At 38.9% G+C, this 19,728-nt stretch carries 31 protein-coding genes; 29 read left to right on the forward strand and 2 right to left on the reverse strand.

The genetic code is table 11. From position 1 onward, the window contains the following. Positions 1–14: 14 nt before the first annotated feature. The 27 genes from rplN (at position 15) to BLR86_RS23640 (ending at position 16,478) form a co-directional block, all read left to right on the forward strand. Positions 15–383 carry a 50S ribosomal protein L14 gene (gene rplN, locus BLR86_RS23510; protein ID WP_090767641.1) on the forward strand — a complete coding sequence of 123 codons (369 nt, stop codon included), beginning with the start codon at positions 15–17 and terminating at the stop codon, positions 381–383. A 35-nt stretch (positions 384–418) separates the two neighbouring features. Then, on the forward strand, positions 419–727 hold the full coding sequence (gene rplX / locus BLR86_RS23515; protein ID WP_090767644.1) for a 50S ribosomal protein L24: 309 nt from the start codon (positions 419–421) through the stop codon (positions 725–727). A gap of 30 nt (positions 728–757) precedes the next feature. Further along, positions 758–1,297, forward strand: a complete 540-nt coding sequence (gene rplE, locus BLR86_RS23520) for a 50S ribosomal protein L5 (RefSeq protein WP_090767647.1) — start codon at positions 758–760, stop codon at positions 1,295–1,297. Between the two features lie 24 nt (positions 1,298–1,321). After that, positions 1,322–1,507 carry a 30S ribosomal protein S14 gene (gene rpsN / locus BLR86_RS23525; RefSeq protein WP_090767650.1) on the forward strand — a complete coding sequence of 62 codons (186 nt, stop codon included), beginning with the start codon at positions 1,322–1,324 and terminating at the stop codon, positions 1,505–1,507. Between the two features lie 29 nt (positions 1,508–1,536). After that, complete coding sequence (rpsH, locus tag BLR86_RS23530) at positions 1,537–1,935, forward strand: 30S ribosomal protein S8 (RefSeq protein ID WP_034676109.1); 399 nt, start codon at positions 1,537–1,539, stop codon at positions 1,933–1,935. 31 nt (positions 1,936–1,966) lie between these two features. Further along, on the forward strand, positions 1,967–2,503 hold the full coding sequence (gene rplF / locus BLR86_RS23535) for a 50S ribosomal protein L6 (RefSeq protein ID WP_090767653.1): 537 nt from the start codon (positions 1,967–1,969) through the stop codon (positions 2,501–2,503). A gap of 32 nt (positions 2,504–2,535) precedes the next feature. Continuing rightward, positions 2,536–2,898 carry a 50S ribosomal protein L18 gene (gene rplR / locus BLR86_RS23540; protein ID WP_090767656.1) on the forward strand — a complete coding sequence of 121 codons (363 nt, stop codon included), beginning with the start codon at positions 2,536–2,538 and terminating at the stop codon, positions 2,896–2,898. Between the two features lie 26 nt (positions 2,899–2,924). After that, positions 2,925–3,425 carry a 30S ribosomal protein S5 gene (rpsE, locus tag BLR86_RS23545; protein ID WP_090767717.1) on the forward strand — a complete coding sequence of 167 codons (501 nt, stop codon included), beginning with the start codon at positions 2,925–2,927 and terminating at the stop codon, positions 3,423–3,425. A gap of 13 nt (positions 3,426–3,438) precedes the next feature. Then, positions 3,439–3,621, forward strand: coding sequence for a 50S ribosomal protein L30 (rpmD, locus tag BLR86_RS23550; protein WP_090767659.1), 183 nt, complete (start codon positions 3,439–3,441; stop codon positions 3,619–3,621). Between the two features lie 32 nt (positions 3,622–3,653). Then, positions 3,654–4,094, forward strand: coding sequence for a 50S ribosomal protein L15 (gene rplO / locus BLR86_RS23555; protein WP_090767662.1), 441 nt, complete (start codon positions 3,654–3,656; stop codon positions 4,092–4,094). Next, the gene (gene secY, locus BLR86_RS23560; RefSeq protein ID WP_090767665.1) at positions 4,094–5,392 is read left to right on the forward strand and encodes a preprotein translocase subunit SecY; all 1,299 of its coding nucleotides are present in this window, start codon (positions 4,094–4,096) and stop codon (positions 5,390–5,392) included. The genes rplO and secY overlap by 1 nt, the downstream gene beginning before the upstream one ends. 58 nt (positions 5,393–5,450) lie before the next feature. Beyond that, a complete protein-coding gene (locus BLR86_RS23565) occupies positions 5,451–6,101 on the forward strand; it encodes an adenylate kinase (RefSeq protein ID WP_090767667.1) in 651 nt (216 codons plus the stop codon). A gap of 281 nt (positions 6,102–6,382) precedes the next feature. Further along, positions 6,383–6,601: a translation initiation factor IF-1 gene (gene infA, locus BLR86_RS23570; RefSeq protein ID WP_007085268.1), complete on the forward strand. Its 219-nt coding sequence runs from the start codon at positions 6,383–6,385 to the stop codon at positions 6,599–6,601. A gap of 36 nt (positions 6,602–6,637) precedes the next feature. Beyond that, positions 6,638–6,751 carry a 50S ribosomal protein L36 gene (gene rpmJ / locus BLR86_RS23575; RefSeq protein WP_000868344.1) on the forward strand — a complete coding sequence of 38 codons (114 nt, stop codon included), beginning with the start codon at positions 6,638–6,640 and terminating at the stop codon, positions 6,749–6,751. A gap of 23 nt (positions 6,752–6,774) precedes the next feature. Further along, positions 6,775–7,140, forward strand: a complete 366-nt coding sequence (rpsM, locus tag BLR86_RS23580) for a 30S ribosomal protein S13 (protein WP_090767670.1) — start codon at positions 6,775–6,777, stop codon at positions 7,138–7,140. Between the two features lie 21 nt (positions 7,141–7,161). Then, a complete protein-coding gene (gene rpsK / locus BLR86_RS23585) occupies positions 7,162–7,551 on the forward strand; it encodes a 30S ribosomal protein S11 (RefSeq protein ID WP_090767673.1) in 390 nt (129 codons plus the stop codon). A gap of 174 nt (positions 7,552–7,725) precedes the next feature. Continuing rightward, complete coding sequence (locus BLR86_RS23590) at positions 7,726–8,670, forward strand: DNA-directed RNA polymerase subunit alpha (protein WP_045516506.1); 945 nt, start codon at positions 7,726–7,728, stop codon at positions 8,668–8,670. A gap of 63 nt (positions 8,671–8,733) precedes the next feature. Further along, the gene (gene rplQ / locus BLR86_RS23595) at positions 8,734–9,096 is read left to right on the forward strand and encodes a 50S ribosomal protein L17 (RefSeq protein ID WP_090767676.1); all 363 of its coding nucleotides are present in this window, start codon (positions 8,734–8,736) and stop codon (positions 9,094–9,096) included. A 404-nt stretch (positions 9,097–9,500) separates the two neighbouring features. Further along, positions 9,501–10,340 carry an energy-coupling factor ABC transporter ATP-binding protein gene (locus BLR86_RS23600; RefSeq protein ID WP_090767679.1) on the forward strand — a complete coding sequence of 280 codons (840 nt, stop codon included), beginning with the start codon at positions 9,501–9,503 and terminating at the stop codon, positions 10,338–10,340. After that, positions 10,316–11,182, forward strand: a complete 867-nt coding sequence (locus BLR86_RS23605) for an energy-coupling factor ABC transporter ATP-binding protein (RefSeq protein ID WP_090767682.1) — start codon at positions 10,316–10,318, stop codon at positions 11,180–11,182. The genes BLR86_RS23600 and BLR86_RS23605 overlap by 25 nt, the downstream gene beginning before the upstream one ends. Next, complete coding sequence (locus tag BLR86_RS23610) at positions 11,179–11,976, forward strand: energy-coupling factor transporter transmembrane component T family protein (RefSeq protein ID WP_090767685.1); 798 nt, start codon at positions 11,179–11,181, stop codon at positions 11,974–11,976. Before BLR86_RS23605 ends, BLR86_RS23610 begins: the two co-directional genes overlap by 4 nt. Positions 11,977–11,988: 12 nt before the next feature. After that, entirely contained in the window at positions 11,989–12,726 is a 738-nt protein-coding gene (gene truA, locus BLR86_RS23615; RefSeq protein ID WP_090767688.1) for a tRNA pseudouridine(38-40) synthase TruA, read from the forward strand. 256 nt (positions 12,727–12,982) lie between these two features. Next, on the forward strand, positions 12,983–13,420 hold the full coding sequence (rplM, locus tag BLR86_RS23620; protein ID WP_090767691.1) for a 50S ribosomal protein L13: 438 nt from the start codon (positions 12,983–12,985) through the stop codon (positions 13,418–13,420). A gap of 20 nt (positions 13,421–13,440) precedes the next feature. Beyond that, positions 13,441–13,833, forward strand: a complete 393-nt coding sequence (gene rpsI / locus BLR86_RS23625) for a 30S ribosomal protein S9 (protein WP_090767695.1) — start codon at positions 13,441–13,443, stop codon at positions 13,831–13,833. Between the two features lie 167 nt (positions 13,834–14,000). Beyond that, on the forward strand, positions 14,001–14,444 hold the full coding sequence (locus BLR86_RS23630; protein ID WP_090767699.1) for a YbaK family protein: 444 nt from the start codon (positions 14,001–14,003) through the stop codon (positions 14,442–14,444). Positions 14,445–14,570: 126 nt separating this feature from the next. Then, complete coding sequence (gene cwlD / locus BLR86_RS23635; RefSeq protein ID WP_302847252.1) at positions 14,571–15,296, forward strand: N-acetylmuramoyl-L-alanine amidase CwlD; 726 nt, start codon at positions 14,571–14,573, stop codon at positions 15,294–15,296. Positions 15,297–15,422: 126 nt separating this feature from the next. Next, positions 15,423–16,478, forward strand: a complete 1,056-nt coding sequence (locus tag BLR86_RS23640; protein WP_090767704.1) for an Mrp/NBP35 family ATP-binding protein — start codon at positions 15,423–15,425, stop codon at positions 16,476–16,478. Between the two features lie 61 nt (positions 16,479–16,539). Here BLR86_RS23640 and gerD read toward each other — a convergent pair whose 3' ends face one another. After that, a complete protein-coding gene (gene gerD, locus BLR86_RS23645; protein WP_254782441.1) occupies positions 16,540–17,139 on the reverse strand; it encodes a spore germination lipoprotein GerD in 600 nt (199 codons plus the stop codon). A 154-nt stretch (positions 17,140–17,293) separates the two neighbouring features. Here gerD and BLR86_RS23650 point away from each other — a divergent pair, with 154 nt between their 5' ends. After that, positions 17,294–17,968 (forward strand): KinB-signaling pathway activation protein, encoded by a 675-nt coding sequence (locus tag BLR86_RS23650; RefSeq protein ID WP_090767707.1) that lies wholly within the window; start codon positions 17,294–17,296, stop codon positions 17,966–17,968. Between the two features lie 26 nt (positions 17,969–17,994). On the opposite strand, the gene pdaB is transcribed toward BLR86_RS23650, so the two are convergent. Next, entirely contained in the window at positions 17,995–18,747 is a 753-nt protein-coding gene (pdaB, locus tag BLR86_RS23655) for a polysaccharide deacetylase family sporulation protein PdaB (protein ID WP_090767710.1), read from the reverse strand. Positions 18,748–19,152: 405 nt separating this feature from the next. Between pdaB and BLR86_RS23660 the strand changes: the two genes are divergently transcribed. Further along, the gene (locus BLR86_RS23660) at positions 19,153–19,383 is read left to right on the forward strand and encodes a hypothetical protein (RefSeq protein WP_090767713.1); all 231 of its coding nucleotides are present in this window, start codon (positions 19,153–19,155) and stop codon (positions 19,381–19,383) included. Positions 19,384–19,728: the final 345 nt, after the last annotated feature.

Below are 19,728 nucleotides of genomic sequence, written 5' to 3' on the forward strand. Positions count from 1 at the left end.
GGGAGGTTACACACATGATTCAACAAGAATCACGTTTAAAAGTTGCTGATAACTCTGGTGCTCGTGAGGTACTTACCATTAAAGTTCTTGGTGGTTCTGGCCGTAAAACTGCTGGTATTGGCGATGTTATTGTTTGTACAGTGAAACAAGCAACACCTGGTGGCGTTGTTAAAAAAGGTGACGTTGTTAAAGCTGTTATCGTTCGTACGAAAAGTGGTGCACGTCGACCTGATGGAACATACATCCGTTTCGATGAAAACGCATGTGTAATTATCAAGGATGATAAGAGCCCACGTGGAACTCGTATCTTCGGACCAGTTGCTCGTGAACTTCGCGATAGCAACTTTATGAAAATCGTTTCCTTGGCTCCAGAAGTACTATAATTTAAATTCAAATGCCTTTAAGGAGGTGCTTACGAATGCATGTTAAAAAGGGTGACAAAGTAAGAGTTATCTCCGGTAAGGATAAAGGCAAAACAGGAGTAATCCTAGCTGCCTATCCTAAAGATAGCCGTGTACTAGTAGAAGGTGTAAACATCGTGAAGAAACACGCTAAACCTTCTCAAGTGAATCCACAAGGCGGAATTTTGAGCTTTGAGGCACCAATTCATGTATCAAACGTTATGCCTATCGACCCTAAGTCAGGTAACCCAACTCGTGTTGGTTATACAACTGTTGATGGCAAAAAAGTACGCGTGGCCAAATCCGGTGAAGTACTAGATAAATAAATAGTTTAAATAAGAAGGGAGGTACTATGTATGAACCGCCTAAAAGAAAAATTTGTTAAAGAAGTTACTCCTGCTCTAATGAGCAAGTTCAACTATAAATCTGTAATGCAAGTACCACAACTTGATAAGATCGTTATTAACATGGGTGTTGGTGACGCAGTTGCAAACGCAAAATCATTAGATAATGCTGTTGAAGAACTAGCTACCATTACTGGTCAAAAACCTGTTGTAACTCGTGCGAAGAAGTCAATCGCTGGTTTCCGTCTTCGTGAAGGTATGCCAATCGGTGCAAAAGTTACACTTCGCGGTGAGCGCATGTACGAATTCTTGGATAAATTAGTTTCCGTTTCTTTACCTCGTGTTCGTGACTTCCGTGGTGTTTCTAAAAAATCATTCGATGGTCGCGGTAACTATACTCTGGGTGTAAAAGAACAATTAATCTTCCCTGAAATTGATTACGATAAAGTAACGAAGGTTCGTGGTATGGATATCGTTATCGTAACTACTGCTAACACTGATGAAGAAGCACGCGAACTGTTAACACAATTTGGAATGCCATTCCAAAAGTAATCGCTAAATAAGGGAGGCGAAAACGTGGCTAAAAAGTCAATGATAGCGAAACAAAAGCGCACGCCTAAGTTCGCGGTTCAAGAGTACACTCGCTGTGAACGTTGCGGCCGTCCACACTCTGTATACCGTAAATTTAAGCTTTGCCGTATTTGTTTCCGTGAATTAGCATACAAAGGACAAATTCCTGGTGTCAAAAAAGCTAGCTGGTAAACCCCAAGTCTGGGAAGGAGGTAAAAATAATGGTCATGACAGATCCGATTGCTGATATGCTTACTCGCATTCGTAATGCGAATATGGTGCGTCACGAAAAGTTAGAAGTGCCTGCTTCTAATATCAAGAAAGAAATCGCTGAAATCTTAAAGCGTGAAGGCTTCGTTCGTGATGTTGAATTTATTGAAGACAACAAACAAGGTATTATCCGTATCTTCTTAAAGTACGGTTCTAATAATGAACGTGTTATCACGGGTCTTAAGCGTATAAGCAAACCTGGACTACGTGTTTATGCAAAATCTACTGAGGTGCCACGTGTCCTTAACGGTCTAGGTATCGCATTAGTATCAACTTCAAATGGTGTTATAACAGATAAAGAAGCTCGTGCTAAACAAGTTGGCGGAGAAGTATTAGCTTACGTTTGGTAATCGAGTTTTTGAATGAATGGAGGTGCACTAAATGTCTCGTATAGGAAAACTACCTATTGAAATCCCAGCAGGAGTTACGGTTACTTTAAACAATAGTACCGTTACTGTTAAAGGACCAAAAGGCGAATTAACTCGATCTTTTGATCCGGAAATTGGAATTACTATTGAAGAGAACGTTGCAACGGTTACTCGTCCATCTGATGCGAAGGAACACCGCGCTTTACACGGTACAACACGCGCGGTACTTGCGAACATGGTCGAAGGTGTTTCCAAAGGCTTCGAAAGAAGATTAGAATTAATTGGTGTTGGTTATCGTGCACAAAAGCAAGGTAACAAGCTTGTATTAAACGTTGGATACTCTCATCCAATTGAGTTCGAACCAGAAACTGGCCTTGAAATCGAAGTTCCTGCTAATACAAAAATCACCATTAAAGGTACTGACAAAGAACGTGTTGGTGAATTAGCTGCTAACATTCGTCAAGTACGTCCTCCAGAGCCGTATAAAGGCAAAGGAATTCGTTACGAAGGTGAAGTTGTTCGTCGTAAAGAAGGTAAAACTGGTAAGTAATGCCGCTTAGGTAACCGAAAGGAGTGACGTAAATGATTACGAAGCTTGATAAAAATGCTAGTCGAAAGAAGAGACATGCTCGAGTTCGTGCAAAGCTTAGTGGTACTGCAGCTCGCCCACGTCTTAATATTTTTCGTTCTAACAAGCATCTATATGCTCAATTAATTGATGATATGAGTGGAACTACTTTAGCAAGTGCTTCTACTATGGAAAAAGATCTAAATCTTGAATCTACAAGCAATGTTGAAGCAGCTAAGTTGGTCGGAGAATTAGTCGCTAAACGTGCGGTAGAAAAAGGTATCACTGCAGTTGTATTTGACCGTGGAGGATACCTTTACCATGGACGTGTTCAAGCATTAGCTGATGCAGCCCGTGCGAACGGCTTGCAATTTTAATAGATAAAGGAGGGACACATATAATGATACGTCGTATTGATCCAAACAAACTTGAACTAGAAGAACGCGTTGTAACGGTAAACCGTGTAGCGAAAGTTGTTAAAGGTGGCCGTCGTTTTCGCTTCTCTGCTCTAGTAGTAGTTGGTGATAAAAACGGTCATGTAGGTTTCGGTACTGGTAAGGCTCAAGAAGTACCAGACGCGATTCGTAAAGCAATCGAAGATGCGAAGAAGAACTTAGTTGAAGTACCAATGGTTGGAACTACTGTTCCTCACCAAGTAATTGGACGATTTGGTGCTGGTGAAGTTCTTTTAAAGCCTGCTTCTGAAGGTACAGGAGTTATTGCTGGTGGTCCAGTCCGTGCTGTTCTTGAGTTAGGCGGGGTACAAGATATTCTTTCTAAGTCTTTAGGAACCAACACTCCAATTAATATGGTACGTGCAACGATTGATGGTTTAAAACAATTAAAACGTGCTGAAGACGTAGCAAAGTTACGTGGTAAGTCAGTAGAAGAACTGTTAGGATAAGGAGGGAAATCAAATGGCAAACAAACTATTAATTACCCTCAACAAGAGCGTTATTGGTCGCCCTGGTGACCAACGCGCGACAGTTACTGCTCTAGGTTTACGTAAATTAAATCAAACAGTTGAGCACCAAGATAATGCCGCTATCCGTGGTATGATCACTAAAGTTGCTCACCTTGTAACAGTTAAAGAACAATAATTGATTGTTTTCTTTCATAAGGAGGTGCCAATATGAAACTTCATGAATTAAAGCCTGCTGAGGGTTCTCGTAAAGAACGTAAACGTTTAGGACGCGGTATCGGTTCTGGTCAAGGAAAAACTGCCGGTAAAGGTCATAAAGGTCAAAATGCTCGTTCTGGCGGTGGTGTCCGTCTTGGATTCGAGGGTGGTCAAACACCTTTATTCCGTCGTTTACCAAAACGTGGTTTTACAAATATCAATCGCAAAGAATATGCAATTGTTAACCTTGACGTTCTTAACCAGTTTGAAGAGGGTACAGAAGTTACTCCAGAACTTCTAATTGAAACTGGTTTTGTGAAGAACGAAAAAGCGGGAATTAAAATTCTTGCAAAAGGGAACGTAGAGAAAAAACTAACGGTTAAAGCTCATAAATTCTCCTCTACTGCCAAAGAAGCAATTGAAGCTGTAGGTGGAACTACTGAGGTGATCTAATGTTCCGGACAATCTCCAATTTTATGCGCGTTGCTGAAATTAGAAGAAAAATTATTTTTACGCTTTTAATGTTAATCGTATTTCGACTCGGCAGTTTTATTCCTGTTCCGAATGTAAATGCTGAAATTTTGGCTGCGCAAGATAAATTAAGTGTATTTGGTATTTTAAATACCTTTGGTGGTGGAGCGTTGCAAAACTTCTCCATCCTTGCTATGGGTATTATGCCTTACATCACTGCTTCCATTATCATTCAGCTTTTACAAATGGATGTTGTTCCGAAATTTACGGAATGGTCAAAGCAGGGGGATGCTGGACGTCGGAAGTTAGCACAGTTTACACGGTATTTCACAATTGTACTTGGCTTTATTCAAGCTATCGGTATGTCTTACGGCTTCAATACTATGGCAAGTGGACAATTGATTAGAAATCCTGGAATTGGTACTTATTTGTTAATTGCAGTTGTTTTAACAGCTGGTACTGCCTTTCTGATGTGGTTAGGTGAGCAAATAACTGAAAAAGGTGTTGGGAATGGTATTTCCATCATCATTTTTGCAGGTATCGTAGCGAGTATCCCTAACACAGTTAATCAGATCTATGTACAGCAGTTTGAAAATGCTGGTGAGCAATTATTCCTTCGTATCGTTACGGTACTATTAATTCTCCTAGCAGTTATTGCGATTGTAGTTGGTACTATTTTCATCCAACAAGCAACAAGAAAAATTCCTATTCAGTATGCAAAACAAAAATCTATTAACGGTCGTAATGCGGGTGGCCAACAATCCACTCACATGCCGTTAAAAGTAAATGCTGCTGGAGTTATCCCTGTAATTTTTGCAGTTTCTTTTATTGTAACCCCTAGAACCGTTGCATCGTTTTTTCCAACAAATGATGTAACGCTATGGATCATAAGAGTATTTGATTATTCCCATCCAATTGGGATGACGCTTTATGCTGCATTGATTATTGCTTTTACGTATTTCTATGCTTTCATTCAGGTAAATCCAGAACAAGCAGCAGAAAATTTACAAAAGCAAAGTGGATATATCCCTGGTATTAGACCAGGTAGGAGCACACAGGAATACTTAACACGAGTATTGTATCGTTTAACCTTTGTGGGTGCCCTTTTCTTAACTGTTATTGCGGTTCTTCCTATTATCTTTATTGCAGTAGCGAACCTGCCGCAATCAGCTCAAATTGGGGGAACAAGCCTTTTGATCGTAGTGGGTGTTGCACTTGATACGATGAAACAGCTTGAAGCACAGCTAGTTAAACGTCATTATAAAGGTTTTATTAAATAATATGGTTTTGGGGGCAATGTTCCCTCAAAACCGATAAATAGCACGAGGGGGAACACGTGTGAATTTAGTATTAATGGGGCTACCGGGTGCTGGAAAAGGTACTCAGGCCGAACAAATCGTCGAACAATACGGCATCCCTCATATCTCCACTGGAGATATGTTCCGTGCAGCGATGAAAGAAGGAACAGAACTAGGGTTAGAAGCTAAGTCTTACATGGACAAAGGCGAACTTGTTCCTGATGAAGTTACAATCGGCATTGTTCGTGAACGTTTAAGTAAAGATGACTGTAAAAAGGGCTTTTTACTTGATGGCTTTCCTAGAACGGTACCTCAAGCAGAAGCATTGGAAAGCTTATTATTTGATTTAGATAAAAAGATTGATTATGTAATCAATATTAATGTTGATAAAAGTATTTTAATGGATCGTTTGACAGGTCGTCGTATCTGTAAAGATTGTGGTTCAACGTATCATTTAGTATTTAATCCTCCTGCAAAAGAGGGAACTTGCGACAAGTGTGGCGGAGAGCTTTACCAACGTGCTGATGATAATGCTGAAACCGTTCAAAATCGGTTAGACGTCAATATCAAACAACAAGAACCATTGCTTACTTTCTATGAAACAAAAGGTTACCTACGTACAATTGATGGTCAGCAAGACATTAAATTAGTTTTCGCTGATATTGATCGTTTGCTTGGAGACTTGCGTTAATGGCCATTAGTTTAAAGATACAATCGGCTCTCGAACATCTCTTCAATAAGCTTCAAAGTATGTGGATGTAAATGGCTTTTCTATTGTACTGAGTATGTAGGACCGAGAGTTAGGCAAGACTTACATGTGGAATTAATCATTCCTGATTATGTAGAATTTACTTGCGGACAGAACACGAACATTATGTTACTATTATAAGGTTGCTAATGTTTTGTACGAAAGAAAAGAATTTGCTTTACATTTTCGAATCTATTATTTGAAATGAGAAGGGAGACGAATTAATGGCCAAGGATGATGTAATTGAAATTGAAGGTAAAGTAATAGAAACTTTGCCAAACGCAATGTTTAAGGTAGAATTAGAAAATGGTCATACCGTGCTAGCTCATGTTTCTGGTAAAATCCGAATGCATTTCATTCGCATCCTTCCGGGTGACAAAGTTACTGTCGAGCTTTCTCCATATGACTTAACACGCGGAAGAATTACTTACCGCTTTAAATAGTTGCTTGCACTCCGTATTACTAAGGAGGTTAGGATAATGAAAGTAAGACCATCTGTTAAACCGATCTGCGAAAAGTGCAAAGTTATCCGTAGACGCGGTAAAGTCATGGTTATCTGTGAAAACCCTAAACATAAACAAAAACAAGGTTAATCTTGAAGGAGGTGCGCTCATTTATGGCACGTATTGCTGGTGTAGATATTCCACGTGAAAAGCGTGTAGTTATCTCTTTAACTTACATTTATGGTATTGGTAAAAATACTGCACAAAAAGTATTAGCAGATGCTGGTGTTTCTGAAGATACTCGAGTGCGTGATTTAACTGAAGACGAACTAAATAAAATCCGTGATATCATCGACAAATTAAAAGTTGAAGGTGACCTTCGCCGTGAAATTTCTCTTAACATTAAGCGTTTAATGGAGATTGGTTGCTACCGCGGATTACGTCATCGTCGTGGTTTACCGGTTCGTGGACAAAACACGAAAAACAACGCTCGTACACGCAAAGGTCCTCGTAAGACTGTTGCGAACAAGAAGAAGTAATCGGCAAAGGAGGTTATTTAAATGGCACGTAAAACTAATACACGTAAACGTCGTGTTAAAAAGAATATTGAACAAGGTATCGCGCATATTCGTTCAACATTTAACAATACAATCGTAACAATTACTGACGTACATGGTAATGCAATTTCTTGGTCTAGTGCTGGTGCGCTTGGATTTAAAGGTTCTCGTAAATCTACTCCATTCGCAGCACAAATGGCTGCTGAAACTGCAGCTAAAACATCTATTGAAAATGGCATGAAGACTCTAGAAGTTACAGTTAAAGGTCCTGGTGCTGGTCGTGAGGCTGCTATTCGTGCTTTACAGGCTGCAGGTCTTGAAGTAACAGCTATTAAAGACGTTACTCCAGTACCTCATAACGGATGCCGTCCACCAAAACGCCGTCGTGTTTAATTTTTCTGTATAGAATTTGTATCGTCCGTCTATAATGGGATATGATACTAATTTTTCCGTTCTTACAGAAGATTTATTCCAGTTGTTGTGCACAAAACGGGAACGTATACATGGGGGAATTTCGATTAGAACATTTCTAGTCGAGGTTTCGACGTTTTGAAGGAGGGTTATTTGATGATCGAAATAGAAAAACCAAAAATCGAAACGGTTGAGATCAACGATGATGCCAAGTACGGGAAGTTCGTCGTAGAGCCACTTGAGCGTGGATATGGTACCACTTTGGGTAACTCCTTACGTCGTATCCTATTATCTTCACTTCCTGGTGCCGCTGTTACATCGATACAGGTCGATGGGGTACTTCATGAGTTCTCAACAATAGAAGGCGTCGTAGAGGATGTAACCTCCATCATTTTAAACATTAAAAAATTAGCTTTAAAAATCTATTCTGATGAAGAAAAAACTCTTGAAATTGATGTTCAGGGTGAAGGACCTGTTAAGGCAGGAAATATTACTCATGATAGTGATGTTGAAATCTTAAATCCAGATCTTCATATTGCTACATTAGCTTCAAGCGGTCATCTTCGCATGCGATTAACGGCAAAGCGTGGTCGTGGTTATACGCCTGCTGAGCAAAATAAACGTGAAGATCAACCAATTGGTGTGATTCCAATTGATTCTATTTTCACTCCAGTTTCTCGTGTGTCCTATCAAATAGAAAATACTCGTGTTGGTCAAATGACAAACTATGATAAGTTAACGCTTGATGTTTGGACAGATGGTAGCACAGGGCCAAAAGAAGCAATTGCTCTTGGTTCAAAAATTCTTACCGAGCATTTAAATATCTTCGTTGGGTTAACTGATGAAGCACAAAATGCTGAGATTATGATCGAAAAAGAAGAGGATCAGAAAGAAAAGGTCCTAGAAATGACGATCGAAGAACTGGATTTATCCGTTCGTTCATATAACTGCTTGAAGCGTGCTGGAATCAATACTGTTCAGGAATTAGCAAATAAAACTGAAGAAGATATGATGAAAGTACGAAACTTAGGCCGTAAATCACTTGAAGAAGTGAAGGCGAAACTAGAAGAGCTTGGATTAGGCTTACGTAAGGATGACTGATTAGTTCAATCCTATCTTTATAACTAATCCGTTTAATGACTTCAACAAAGGAGGGAACCCTTCATGGCATACAGAAAGTTAGGACGCACAAGCGCACAGCGTAAAGCTATGCTACGTGATTTAACTACAGACTTAATCATCAACGAGCGCATTGAAACAACAGAAACTCGCGCAAAGGAAATTCGCGGTACTGTTGAGAAAATGATCACTTTAGGTAAACGTGGTGACTTACATGCTCGCCGTCAAGCTGCTTCTTACGTTCGTAATGAAGTTGCTGATGCTGAAACAGGTACAGATGCACTACAAAAACTATTCGCTGACATCGCTCCACGTTATCAAGAGCGCCAAGGTGGATACACTCGTATTATGAAACTTGGACCACGCCGCGGCGATGGTGCACCAATGGTAATCATCGAGTTAGTTTAATACCTGAAAACAGACAACAAGGGCGCTGGACAGTTTACGTTACAAACTTGTTCTTGAGCCCTTTTTCTGTATAATAAACTTTATAAATTACGAACCAAGCCAAAAAGAGTGTTATGATGAGCGTGACTCCAATAATATGGAGATTCTCTAAATGGAATAGTTGGTTTCTTTTACCATTTTCATAATGGATATCTTCTTCCTTTTAGATGACCGCAGCGAATGTTGCGTGGATTGAAAATTACGTCTCGTCTAGCTCATGCACCTCCTCCTATTTCTATTTTAGAAATCCCGTTTACGTGGCAGAAAAACTCGTTTGCTGCCTTGGGGTGAGGTGCAGGCTTTTTTTGTATTCCCGAGCTTAGCAGAGAAATGAGTATTAGGTGAGTTGAGAGGAGAAGTTTTTAATGAGAAAATCTGTTGTTTCCTTAAAAAATGTGTCTTTTCATTATGAGAACCAAAGTGACTACGCTCTTGATAATGTTAGCTTAGATATCTATGAAGGTGAATGGTTAGCAATAGTGGGTCATAATGGTTCAGGTAAATCAACGATGGCTAAGCTGTTAAATGGACTGCAATTTCCACAGCAAGGGGAAATAACGGTCTGTGGTAATCGCTTGAATGAGGAGTCTATTTGGGAGATAAGAAAGAAATTAGGAATGGTTTTTCAAAACCCTGATAATCAGTTTGTAGGTACGACTGTGCAGGATGATGTGGCTTTTGGGTTAGAAAACCATGGAGTCCCAAGGGATGAAATGATCTTTAGGGTCGGAGATTCTCTAAAAAAAGTTAAAATGGATCTTTTTCTTAATCAAGAGCCGCACCATCTTTCTGGGGGACAAAAGCAGCGAGTTGCGATTGCGGGTGTGCTTGCATTAAGGCCGACAATCATTATTCTAGATGAGGCAACCTCAATGCTCGATCCGAAAGGCCGAGGGGAAGTATTAGAAACAGTAAGAGAATTAAAGGAAGAGAAGACCCTCACTGTCATCTCGATTACTCATGATTTGGAAGAAGCAGCCAAGGCGGATAGGATAATCGTTATGAATAAAGGTAAAGTACACCGCGAGGGTAATCCGGAAGATATTTTCTCATTAGACGAAGAATTGATACATTTAGGGCTTGATATCCCTTTTTCTATAAAAATGAGTAATGCATTCCGTCAAAAAGGGGTAGCTTTATCAAAGCACTATTTATCAGAAGAAGAGTTGGTGAATGAGCTATGGACATTTCGCTCCAAAATATAGAGTATCGGTATCAAGCAAATACCCCTTTTGAACGTTTGGCGATTAAAGATGTGTCTATTGACATTCCGACTGGTACTTACATGGCGCTAATCGGCCATACTGGTTCGGGTAAATCAACAGTTTTGCAGCATTTAAATGCCTTGTTAATGCCGACAGAGGGAATGGTTGTCATTGGTCATCATCAGGTTAAAGCGAAGCAAAAAAATAAGAATCTACGAGAGATTAGGCAGAGAGTCGGGATTGTTTTTCAGTTCCCTGAACACCAGCTATTCGAAGAAACAGTTGAAAAGGATATCATTTTCGGACCAATGAATTTTGGGGTTTCAGAAGACGAGGCAAAAAAAAGAGCACGTCTTGCTTTACGACAAGTTGGTCTATCGGAAGAGATACTAGAAAAGTCTCCATTTGATTTGTCAGGAGGGCAAATGCGTCGTGTTGCGATTGCAGGTGTTCTGGCAATGGAGCCTGATTGTCTTGTTTTAGATGAACCAACAGCTGGGTTAGATCCTCGCGGCCGTAAAGAAATTATGGACATGTTCTATACTCTCCACAAAGAAAGAAATTTGTCTACCATACTGGTCACTCATAGCATGGAAGATGCTGCAAGGTATGCGGACCAAATTGTTATCATGCAAGAAGGACGCGTTGTAAAACAAGGCACACCAGTTGAAATCTTTTCTACTGTGGCTGACCTTGTGGATATGGGCCTCGATGTGCCAGAAGTGGTTCGTTTTCAACGGAATCTAGAAGATAAATTAGGGATTAATCTAGGGAAAACCTATCTTTCAATTGAGGAATTATCTACTGCCGTTGCAGAACTGTTAAGGGGTGCGCCAGTATGATGGAAAAAATGATTATTGGGAGATATGTTCCTTCAGATAGTTTAATCCACCGAATGGATCCTAGGTCAAAGCTTATTATTATTTTCTTGTTTGTTTGTATTATCTTTTTAGCAAACAATTTTTTCACTTATGCTCTTATTGGCACTTATACTTTTTTAATGCTTGGGTTATCTAAAATTCCCTTCCGTTTTTTATATGCAGGATTAAAGCCTGTTCTTTGGTTAGTATTATTTACGTTGGTACTACAGGTTTTCTTTACCAAAGAGGGGAGTATACTCTATGAGATTGGCCCGATAAAGATCTATGAAGAAGGGGTCAGACAGGGTATCTTCATTTCAATGAGATTCTTTTTCTTAATATTAATGACTAGTCTGCTTACATTAACAACGACACCAATCGAAATAACCGATGGGTTGGAAACACTTCTACACCCCTTGAAAAAGGTCCGTTTCCCTGTCCATGAAATGGCTTTAATGATGTCGATTTCTTTACGATTTATTCCGACACTTATGCAAGAAACCGATAAAATTATGAAAGCACAAATTGCACGGGGAGTAGAATTTTCTAGCGGCCCTGTAAAGGAAAGAATTAAGGCAGTTATCCCATTGCTAATCCCGTTATTTGTCAGTTCGTTTAAACGAGCTGAGGAGCTTGCGATAGCGATGGAAGCAAGAGGATACCGCGGTGGTGAAGGTAGAACAAAATACCGTCTATTAAGTTGGAAACTTGCTGATACTCTACAATTGTTGATTTTGGCGATTTTAACTACATTCTTAATCCTATTACGTTCATGATGGAGCTAAAACATGATTCGCTACAAATGTATTATTTCCTATGATGGATCTGGATTCAATGGATATCAGGTCCAGCCCAATAAACGTACCGTTCAAAGCCAAATAGAAGCCATTTTAGCAAAAATCCATAAGGGAACGAATGTAAAAATTATTGCTTCTGGAAGAACGGATGCCGGGGTACATGCAAAAGGTCAGGTTATTCATTTTGATTCGCCGTTAGCCCTTACTACGGAAAAGTGGGAGATAGCCTTAAATTCCATGCTGCCCGGGGATATATCGATACGATCTGTTGAAAAAGCAGATCCTTCCTTTCATGCTCGATTCGATGCGTGTGGCAAAGAATATCGTTATTTTCTTTATCAATCACCGAAAAGAGACCCATTTCAACGGGATTTTGCCTTGCATTACCCGTTTCGTTTAGATCTCGAGGCCATGAATGAAGCTGCCGAGTATTTACTAGGTACACATGACTTTTCTAGTTTTTGTTCAGCAAAAACTGAGGTGACAGATAAGGTTAGAACCATTGAGGCTATAGAGATTTTGCAGGAAAGTGAACAAATTTGCTTCCGTTTTGTCGGGAATGGATTTTTATATAATATGGTTCGAATACTAGTAGGAACTTTACTAGAGGTTGGTTCAGGAAAACGGACGCCGACAGAAATAGTGGAGATTCTTGAAAAAAAAGACCGCAGTTATGCGGGGAAAACTGTTCCTGGACAAGGCTTGTATTTATGGGAAGTATATTATTAAAAATTTCCTCGTATAACAACTGAACCTAGTGTAACATTTTCTTGACTTTTAGCTTCAAAGAATTTATTATATTATATGGTTGTGTTTTTAATCCCACGATTAAGCCCCGGAAAGTCTTCATCGTGATTGAAAATATATGAAGTTAACAATAGACGCACAATGACGTTACCGTTTATTCCCGGAACAGAACAAACGATAACGACTTATGATGGTGCGAAAAATAATCTTTAATGGATTTAATTTAGGAGGGAAATTCATGCGTACAACGTTTATGGCTAACGCCAACAATATCGAGCGTAAATGGTACGTGATTGATGCTGAAGGCAAAACTCTTGGTCGTCTTGCTTCTGAAGTAGCAGCAATCTTACGCGGTAAAAATAAACCAACTTTTACACCACATGTTGACACTGGTGATCATGTTATCATTCTTAACGCATCTAAAGTTGAATTAACTGGGAAGAAATTAACTGACAAGATCTACTACCGTCACACAATGCACCCAGGTGGTTTAAAAACTAGAACTGCTCTTGAAATGCGTACAAACTATGCTGAGAAAATGATCGAGCTTGCTGTTAAAGGCATGCTTCCAAAGAATTCTCTTGGCCGTCAAACATTCAAAAAATTACACGTATATGCTGGCGCAGAACATCCGCACCAAGCACAACAACCTGAAGTTTACGAACTTCGCGGTTAATATAGAGGGAGGGAATTAACTTGGCACAAGTTCAATATATTGGTACTGGTCGTCGTAAAAGCTCTGTCGCACGTGTGCGCTTAGTTCCAGGTACAGGTAAAATCCTAATTAACGGTCGTGACATCGAAGAATATATCCCATTTGCAGCTTTACGTATGGTTGTAAACCAACCATTAGTTGCTACTGAAACAACAGGCAGCTACGATGTTCTTGTAAACGTAAGCGGCGGTGGATACACTGGTCAAGCTGGCGCAATTCGCCACGGTATTGCTCGCGCATTACTTACAGCTGATCCTGAATACCGTCCAACATTAAAGCGTGCGGGTCTATTAACTCGTGACCCACGTATGAAAGAACGTAAGAAATACGGACTTAAAGGCGCTCGTCGTGCTCCTCAGTTCTCAAAACGTTAATCTTCAACATTTCAAAGGCTCTCAACCAATTTGGTTGGGAGTCTTTTTATGTATACTAGGAGATGTTTAGGTAATTTGTACAATAAAAATTGGCAATCAAAATCGCACTGCATTTTGCATTTCTTAGCACCAAGGGATGAAGAATAGTCTTAAGAGGTGAAAATGGAGTGACTGTAATAACTACCTTTAAAGAAAAGCGTCGGGATAAACAATTAAAATACGAGCGGTCTGTATTAAAGGACTTATCGGTTAAAACGCTAAAAGAGCGGGTGCAGCAATACTTTGGCTCTTCGAGAATTGCGTCTAGTTTCGTTATGAACTCTGGAATAGAAGAGGCTTGCTATGATGTAGCTTTAGAAGCCTATTTATTAGGAGCTAAATTCAGCAAATTTGGTTATTATGGTGAAAATATAGATGAAGTGCGAAAACGCTGTTATAAAGAAGAGAAACACTTAATTGATACTCTTTACAATTTCCTCCTTTATTGGGGAAACGGTGAAGAAGGCGTTATGAGCGAAACCCTTTACTACTCCTGTGAGGGCTATATCGATGTATGGTGGAAAGATGGTTATGAAAAGGCACAAAGACGGCGTAAGCTACGGTTACACTAATTCTGAGGCACCATGTTTAGGATAATTCCCTAGCTTGGTGCTTTTTTGAAGTTTCTTCCTGTTCTAAACAGTTTCCTTGTCCCATATAGTTTAGTGAATAGGGACGAGCGGGAAGGAATGATTCAGGTGTCAAAGAAAAAAGTAAAGGTTATAGGATTTTCTTTAGGTTTACTTCTCTTATTTTTGATTTTACAATATGATTTTGTCAAAGAAGATACATGGGGAGATTCATGGAGTCTTCCGTTATCCGGAAAAATCATCTTGCTTGATCCTGGACATGGCGGTCCAGATGGGGGAGCAGGAAACTCCAAAACATTAGAGAAAGACATTGCCTTGGATATTACCTTAAAAGTCAGAGATTATTTGCAGGAGCAGGGAGCCTTAGTAATCATGACCAGAGAAACGGATACTGATTTAGCAGATGAAGATACAAGAGGCTATAGTAGAAGGAAAGTAGAAGACTTGAAGAAGCGGCTAAAGATGATAAATAACACGGATAATGACCTCTACGTCAGCATTCATTTAAATTCCATTCCTTCTGCAAGATGGAGAGGAGCTCAAACTTTTTATGCACCTCATTTCAAAGAAAATGCCAAGGCGGCAAAATTCATTCAGGATGAGTTGATTGTAAACCTTGAAAATACAACACGTAAAGCAAAGCCAATCAATTCAGTCTATATTTTAAAAAATGCAAAAAAACCTGGTGTATTAGTGGAAGTTGGGTTCCTTTCAAATTCAAACGAAAGAGAGCTGCTAAAAAAGGATGCCTATCAGGAGAAAATTGCCGCTTCCATCTATCAAGGGGTAGTTCGCTATTTTACGAATGAAAAGGAAATTAAGGTGGAGGAATAAGGAGGGTAGCGTTGCACCTTCTATTTTTTTGTAATAGGCAATAAGTGATTCATTTAACTGTTTGTGAGTTCAAATATGGTATACTGAAAACTGGAAACGAATTCATTAGGCGAGGTGTTTGTTTACATGTTAACAGAATTAAATGTCCGTGAAGTACTGGGAAGCTTAAAAGAACCATTTTTACATAAAACGTTAGCCGAATTAAATGCTATCGAAGAAATAAAAATAAAAGTAGAGAAAAACCATGTCAGCGTAAAGTTACAAATTGCTAAAACTGGTACAGCCGAACAATTACAGCTGCAAACTCAAGTGGTTAATTTGCTAAAAGAAGCAGGGGCACAAACTGTAGGAATCCGATTTAGTGAGCTTCCAGAAGCAGTTCTTGCAGAACATCGTCAAGCTGCAGGCGAAACAGAAGATAAAGGATTACTTTCTTCTGATAAAACTACATTTATCGCCATTGCAAGTGGTAAAGGCGGAGTTGGTAAATCAACCGTGTCTGTTAACCTTGCTGTTGCGCTAGCGCGTTTAGGTAAAAAAGTTGGATTAATTGATGCAGATATTTATGGATTTAGTGTTCCAGATATGATGGGGATTACGCAAAGACCTGTCGTGAGAGGCGAAAAGATTCTACCTGTTGAGCGTTTTGGTGTTAAAGTCATTTCAATGGGCTTCTTTGTAGAAGATAATTCTCCAATCATTTGGCGTGGTCCAATGTTAGGCAAAATGCTGAACAGCTTCTTTAACGAAGTGGAATGGGGAGAAATTGATTATTTACTGTTAGATTTACCTCCTGGAACCGGGGACGTTGCATTAGATGTCCATACGATGCTTCCTGCTTGTAAAGAAGTAATCGTAACGACTCCACATCCAACTGCTGCTTTTGTTGCGGCACGTGCAGGTGCTATGGCACTTCGTACGGACCATGAGATCATTGGAGTTATTGAAAATATGGCCTATTTCGAAAGTATGTTAACAGGTGAAAAAGAATATGTATTTGGTAAAGGCGGCGGTGATAAATTAGCTGAAGACTTGAACTCTGAAGTCCTAGGTCGACTGCCTCTTAATCAGCCTGATTGGAATGATGATGACTTTGCTCCATCAATTTATCAAGAAGACCACCAATTAGGGAAAATCTATTTAGAAATTGCCGAAAAATTGACAAGCCGTTTGAAAAAGTAACGGAACTATTAGAGAAGGCCTCTTCCTAGACCAAGGGAGAGGCCTTTTACTATAATTTATATTAAGATCCGCTGCTGCCTTTGTCCTTTCCTTCACTTTTTTTGGCTTCTTTTTTCTGTGTTTCTTCAGCTGCCTTTAAGAGTAATTCTTGCATTTTCACTTTAAATAATGGGCTTTCAAGGGTTTCGGATATAACCGTTTGAAGGTGCTCCCTGTATTCTTTGCTTTTTAAAGCATCTGCCATTTCCTTTTGAATTTCAGGCTCTTTAAAGACCTCAATCATCATACCTCTATACTCAGGATCCTTCATCAAATCCTTTAGAAGGATTTCATTCTCAGATCTCATGCTTTTTGCTACACCAGCGGCGAATTTTGTATCACTAAAGGTTTTTTTCCAAAACTCGGTTGCATTTTCAGAAGTAAGGGTTTGTTGAATCGTATCCGATACCACCTTTTGATCCATTACCAGGGATTCTTTCATTTTGTCATTCGTCATTACTTCTTCAATTGCTTTCTTACCATCATCCGTTTTAAGAATATCAACAACCATTTTCTTTGTCTCTTCATAGTTTATTTGCTTTCCGCCACTTGCTTCCGGAGAAGAACAACTAGATAGAAACATGGTGATGAGCAAGAGGAGCATTAATCTTTTACGTTTCATCTAAAAAAGCTCCTTTCACATAAGAGTCCTTAATTTTTAGGATGAAGAAAAGAGCATTAGATTATACGTGTGGAAATTGAAATGATGGATTTTTTATAGTTGGATTGGTACAATCAATATGGAATTTTACTTTTTATTATTGGAGGATAATGGTGTGACGAGTCGTATTTGGGTTAGGCTGTTTATGACTACGCTATTAATTGGCGCTGTTACAACAGCAATTGTAGGTTTTATTATTAATTGGAATGAATATGTGCACTATTTTACTGACTTTCGAATCATCAATATATTATCCGCTCTTTTTTGGTTTATTTTGTGGGGCTTACTATATAGTGTTATCAGTCAAATGGGCTATTTTGCGTATCTTACTGTTCACCGGTTTGGACTAGGTATATTTAAATCAGTATCCCTTTGGAATGGGATTCAAGTGGTCTTCATTTTATTTGTATTGTTTGACTTGGTGTACTTACGCTTTGAAACCTTTGCAAATCAAGGGGAAAGTTGGTTGCCGTATATTGGGCTAGCCGTACTTCTGTTAATAATTGGTTCGATCACAGCGTGGTATAAAGCCAAACAAACTAATCGAGAAGCATTTATACCTGCACTCTTTTTTATGATTGTTGTCACGGTGATCGAGTGGTTTCCAGTGCTACGTGTAAACGAAGAAGAATGGTTATATTTAATGTTGTTTCCGCTACTTGCTTGTAATGCCTATCAATTATTAATTCTGCATAAATTAAATCTTAAATCACAGCAGGAAAGACAGAGAATTGAGAGTAAGCGGACGACAAATAAAAATACGAATGTCTCAAAAAAACCGTCCATTTAATCAGGTGGACGGTTTTCTCTTTAAAGTCATTCTATTTCTTTTGTATCAACTGAACCATTGGCAATTAATTCTGAAACAGTTACTAGCTTTAACCCTTTACTCCTTAGTTCTTGGAGGATACCTGGCACAGCAGCTGCCGTTTGTTTAGCAGAATCAGAAGCATGGAGAAGCACGATATCTCCTTTATTGGCTTTTTTTACATTCTTGATAATTTCATTAGTTCCGGGATTGGTCCAATCCTTTGAATCTACGCTCCAATGAACCACTGTATAGCCATAGCGTTCTGCTATTTTTAAGGAACGTTCATCGAAATGTCCTGTAGGGGCACGCAGCAGCTTGATATCATTAATATTTAATTTTCGAAAGGCATCTTTGGCCTTTGAGATATCTTTGCCGATATTTACATCTTCAAGTTCAGTGTAATCTTCATAGGCAAATCCTAGAATCCCAATTTCAAACCCATCCTTTACGATTCTGTTTACAATATCTGGATGCCTCTCTGCCCAAGATCCAGCTAAAAAGAAGGTCGCGGCTTTTACATTCTCCTTTTTTAAAGCATCTAAAATCGGCTCTGCCTTTTCATCACCCCAGCCAATATTAAAAGTAAGGGCAATATCTTTTTCACCACGGTACACGGCTTTTGGTCCATCCTTTGTGGAAAAGACTGGAGATAGGGACAGGTTTCCCCAAAAGAGATACAACGCAGTAAAGAATGCGGCAATAACAACTAAAAGAACTTGTTTAACAGATTTACTATTTAGCACATAAAAGAAATTCATACTGACCACCCCGTCCATTGCTATCCTTGTCTCATACCTATGCATATTTTTAAAATAATATGATTAATTGGGGAGTTTCCTTATTAAGAATTTTAAATAAGATGTCTTACCCTTGATCAAGTAACCAGCAAAAGTAAGATAAGCGGAGATTTTTCGGTTATGCAAAGGAAAATCTCCAATTCTCGAGTTTTTCGAGTCAATAGGCGGAATCTCTCCGTCTATTTAAGCCTTTTTTAATAATAAAAACTAATTAAGCGGAATTCATCCGTCTATTTATAAACTCGGGAGCTTAACCTGAACCTACAACCGAAAAGGTAAACGAAAGCACCAAAAGAAAAAATAATTATAAATTTCACTAATTTGGAAAAGACTACTATAACTACATTTTTAATAAAGGGTGATTCAATGTTTGGACTTCTCATTAATGATAAAGAAGTAAAAGAAATGGAATACCTTATTAAGAGAGAAATGGATGAAATACTATTTGATTTAAAAGATGCCCGTATTGACCATATTGTAAAACGAGCAATGGAGGAACGATATAAGATCTTATTTACCCTCTTTAGAAGAGTTGCTTCACCAAATGAGTGTCTTAAATACATGAGACGAGATAATAAAAGTAGAAAAAAGGGATAGGTAAAGATATTAATTTAAAAAGTAAGGAACAAATTTATTATAAACAGTTGACTTATTAAAGCGATGTTGGTATATTAATAAACGTCGCTGCTGACATAAAATATTTTCTTTAAAAAAAGTAATTGACTTTATGTTGTAGAGATGATATATTCATAAAGTCGCTTTTGAGCGGTTAACAAGTTCATGAAGTGATTTCAACGTGGTAACTTTGTTCTTTGAAAACTAAACAAACAAGAACGTCAACAAACAATTTTTTAGCTTTTTATAAAAGCTAAGCCAACGTAACAAATGAGCTATATCAACTTTCTTGGAGAGTTTGATCCTGGCTCAGGACGAACGCTGGCG

Source organism: Bacillus sp. OK048 (assembly GCF_900103525.1).
Taxonomy (GTDB): domain Bacteria; phylum Bacillota; class Bacilli; order Bacillales; family Cytobacillaceae; genus Neobacillus.

Bases quoted from the DNA above. Each gene is read 5' to 3' on its own strand.
- rplN (WP_090767641.1), top strand. From the start codon at position 15: ATGATTCAACAAGAATCACGTTTAAAAGTTGCTGATAACTCTGGTGCT.
- rplX (WP_090767644.1), top strand. From the start codon at position 419: ATGCATGTTAAAAAGGGTGACAAAGTAAGAGTTATCTCCGGTAAGGAT.
- rplE (WP_090767647.1), top strand. From the start codon at position 758: ATGAACCGCCTAAAAGAAAAATTTGTTAAAGAAGTTACTCCTGCTCTA.
- rpsH (WP_034676109.1), top strand. From the start codon at position 1,537: ATGGTCATGACAGATCCGATTGCTGATATGCTTACTCGCATTCGTAAT.
- rplF (WP_090767653.1), top strand. From the start codon at position 1,967: ATGTCTCGTATAGGAAAACTACCTATTGAAATCCCAGCAGGAGTTACG.
- rplR (WP_090767656.1), top strand. From the start codon at position 2,536: ATGATTACGAAGCTTGATAAAAATGCTAGTCGAAAGAAGAGACATGCT.
- rpmD (WP_090767659.1), top strand. From the start codon at position 3,439: ATGGCAAACAAACTATTAATTACCCTCAACAAGAGCGTTATTGGTCGC.
- rplO (WP_090767662.1), top strand. From the start codon at position 3,654: ATGAAACTTCATGAATTAAAGCCTGCTGAGGGTTCTCGTAAAGAACGT.
- secY (WP_090767665.1), top strand. From the start codon at position 4,094: ATGTTCCGGACAATCTCCAATTTTATGCGCGTTGCTGAAATTAGAAGA.
- infA (WP_007085268.1), top strand. From the start codon at position 6,383: ATGGCCAAGGATGATGTAATTGAAATTGAAGGTAAAGTAATAGAAACT.
- rpmJ (WP_000868344.1), top strand. From the start codon at position 6,638: ATGAAAGTAAGACCATCTGTTAAACCGATCTGCGAAAAGTGCAAAGTT.
- rpsM (WP_090767670.1), top strand. From the start codon at position 6,775: ATGGCACGTATTGCTGGTGTAGATATTCCACGTGAAAAGCGTGTAGTT.
- rpsK (WP_090767673.1), top strand. From the start codon at position 7,162: ATGGCACGTAAAACTAATACACGTAAACGTCGTGTTAAAAAGAATATT.
- BLR86_RS23590 (WP_045516506.1), top strand. From the start codon at position 7,726: ATGATCGAAATAGAAAAACCAAAAATCGAAACGGTTGAGATCAACGAT.
- rplQ (WP_090767676.1), top strand. From the start codon at position 8,734: ATGGCATACAGAAAGTTAGGACGCACAAGCGCACAGCGTAAAGCTATG.
- BLR86_RS23600 (WP_090767679.1), top strand. From the start codon at position 9,501: ATGAGAAAATCTGTTGTTTCCTTAAAAAATGTGTCTTTTCATTATGAG.
- BLR86_RS23605 (WP_090767682.1), top strand. From the start codon at position 10,316: ATGGACATTTCGCTCCAAAATATAGAGTATCGGTATCAAGCAAATACC.
- BLR86_RS23610 (WP_090767685.1), top strand. From the start codon at position 11,179: ATGATGGAAAAAATGATTATTGGGAGATATGTTCCTTCAGATAGTTTA.
- truA (WP_090767688.1), top strand. From the start codon at position 11,989: ATGATTCGCTACAAATGTATTATTTCCTATGATGGATCTGGATTCAAT.
- rplM (WP_090767691.1), top strand. From the start codon at position 12,983: ATGCGTACAACGTTTATGGCTAACGCCAACAATATCGAGCGTAAATGG.
- BLR86_RS23640 (WP_090767704.1), top strand. From the start codon at position 15,423: ATGTTAACAGAATTAAATGTCCGTGAAGTACTGGGAAGCTTAAAAGAA.
- gerD (WP_254782441.1), bottom strand. From the start codon at position 17,139: ATGAAACGTAAAAGATTAATGCTCCTCTTGCTCATCACCATGTTTCTA.
- pdaB (WP_090767710.1), bottom strand. From the start codon at position 18,747: ATGAATTTCTTTTATGTGCTAAATAGTAAATCTGTTAAACAAGTTCTT.
- BLR86_RS23660 (WP_090767713.1), top strand. From the start codon at position 19,153: ATGTTTGGACTTCTCATTAATGATAAAGAAGTAAAAGAAATGGAATAC.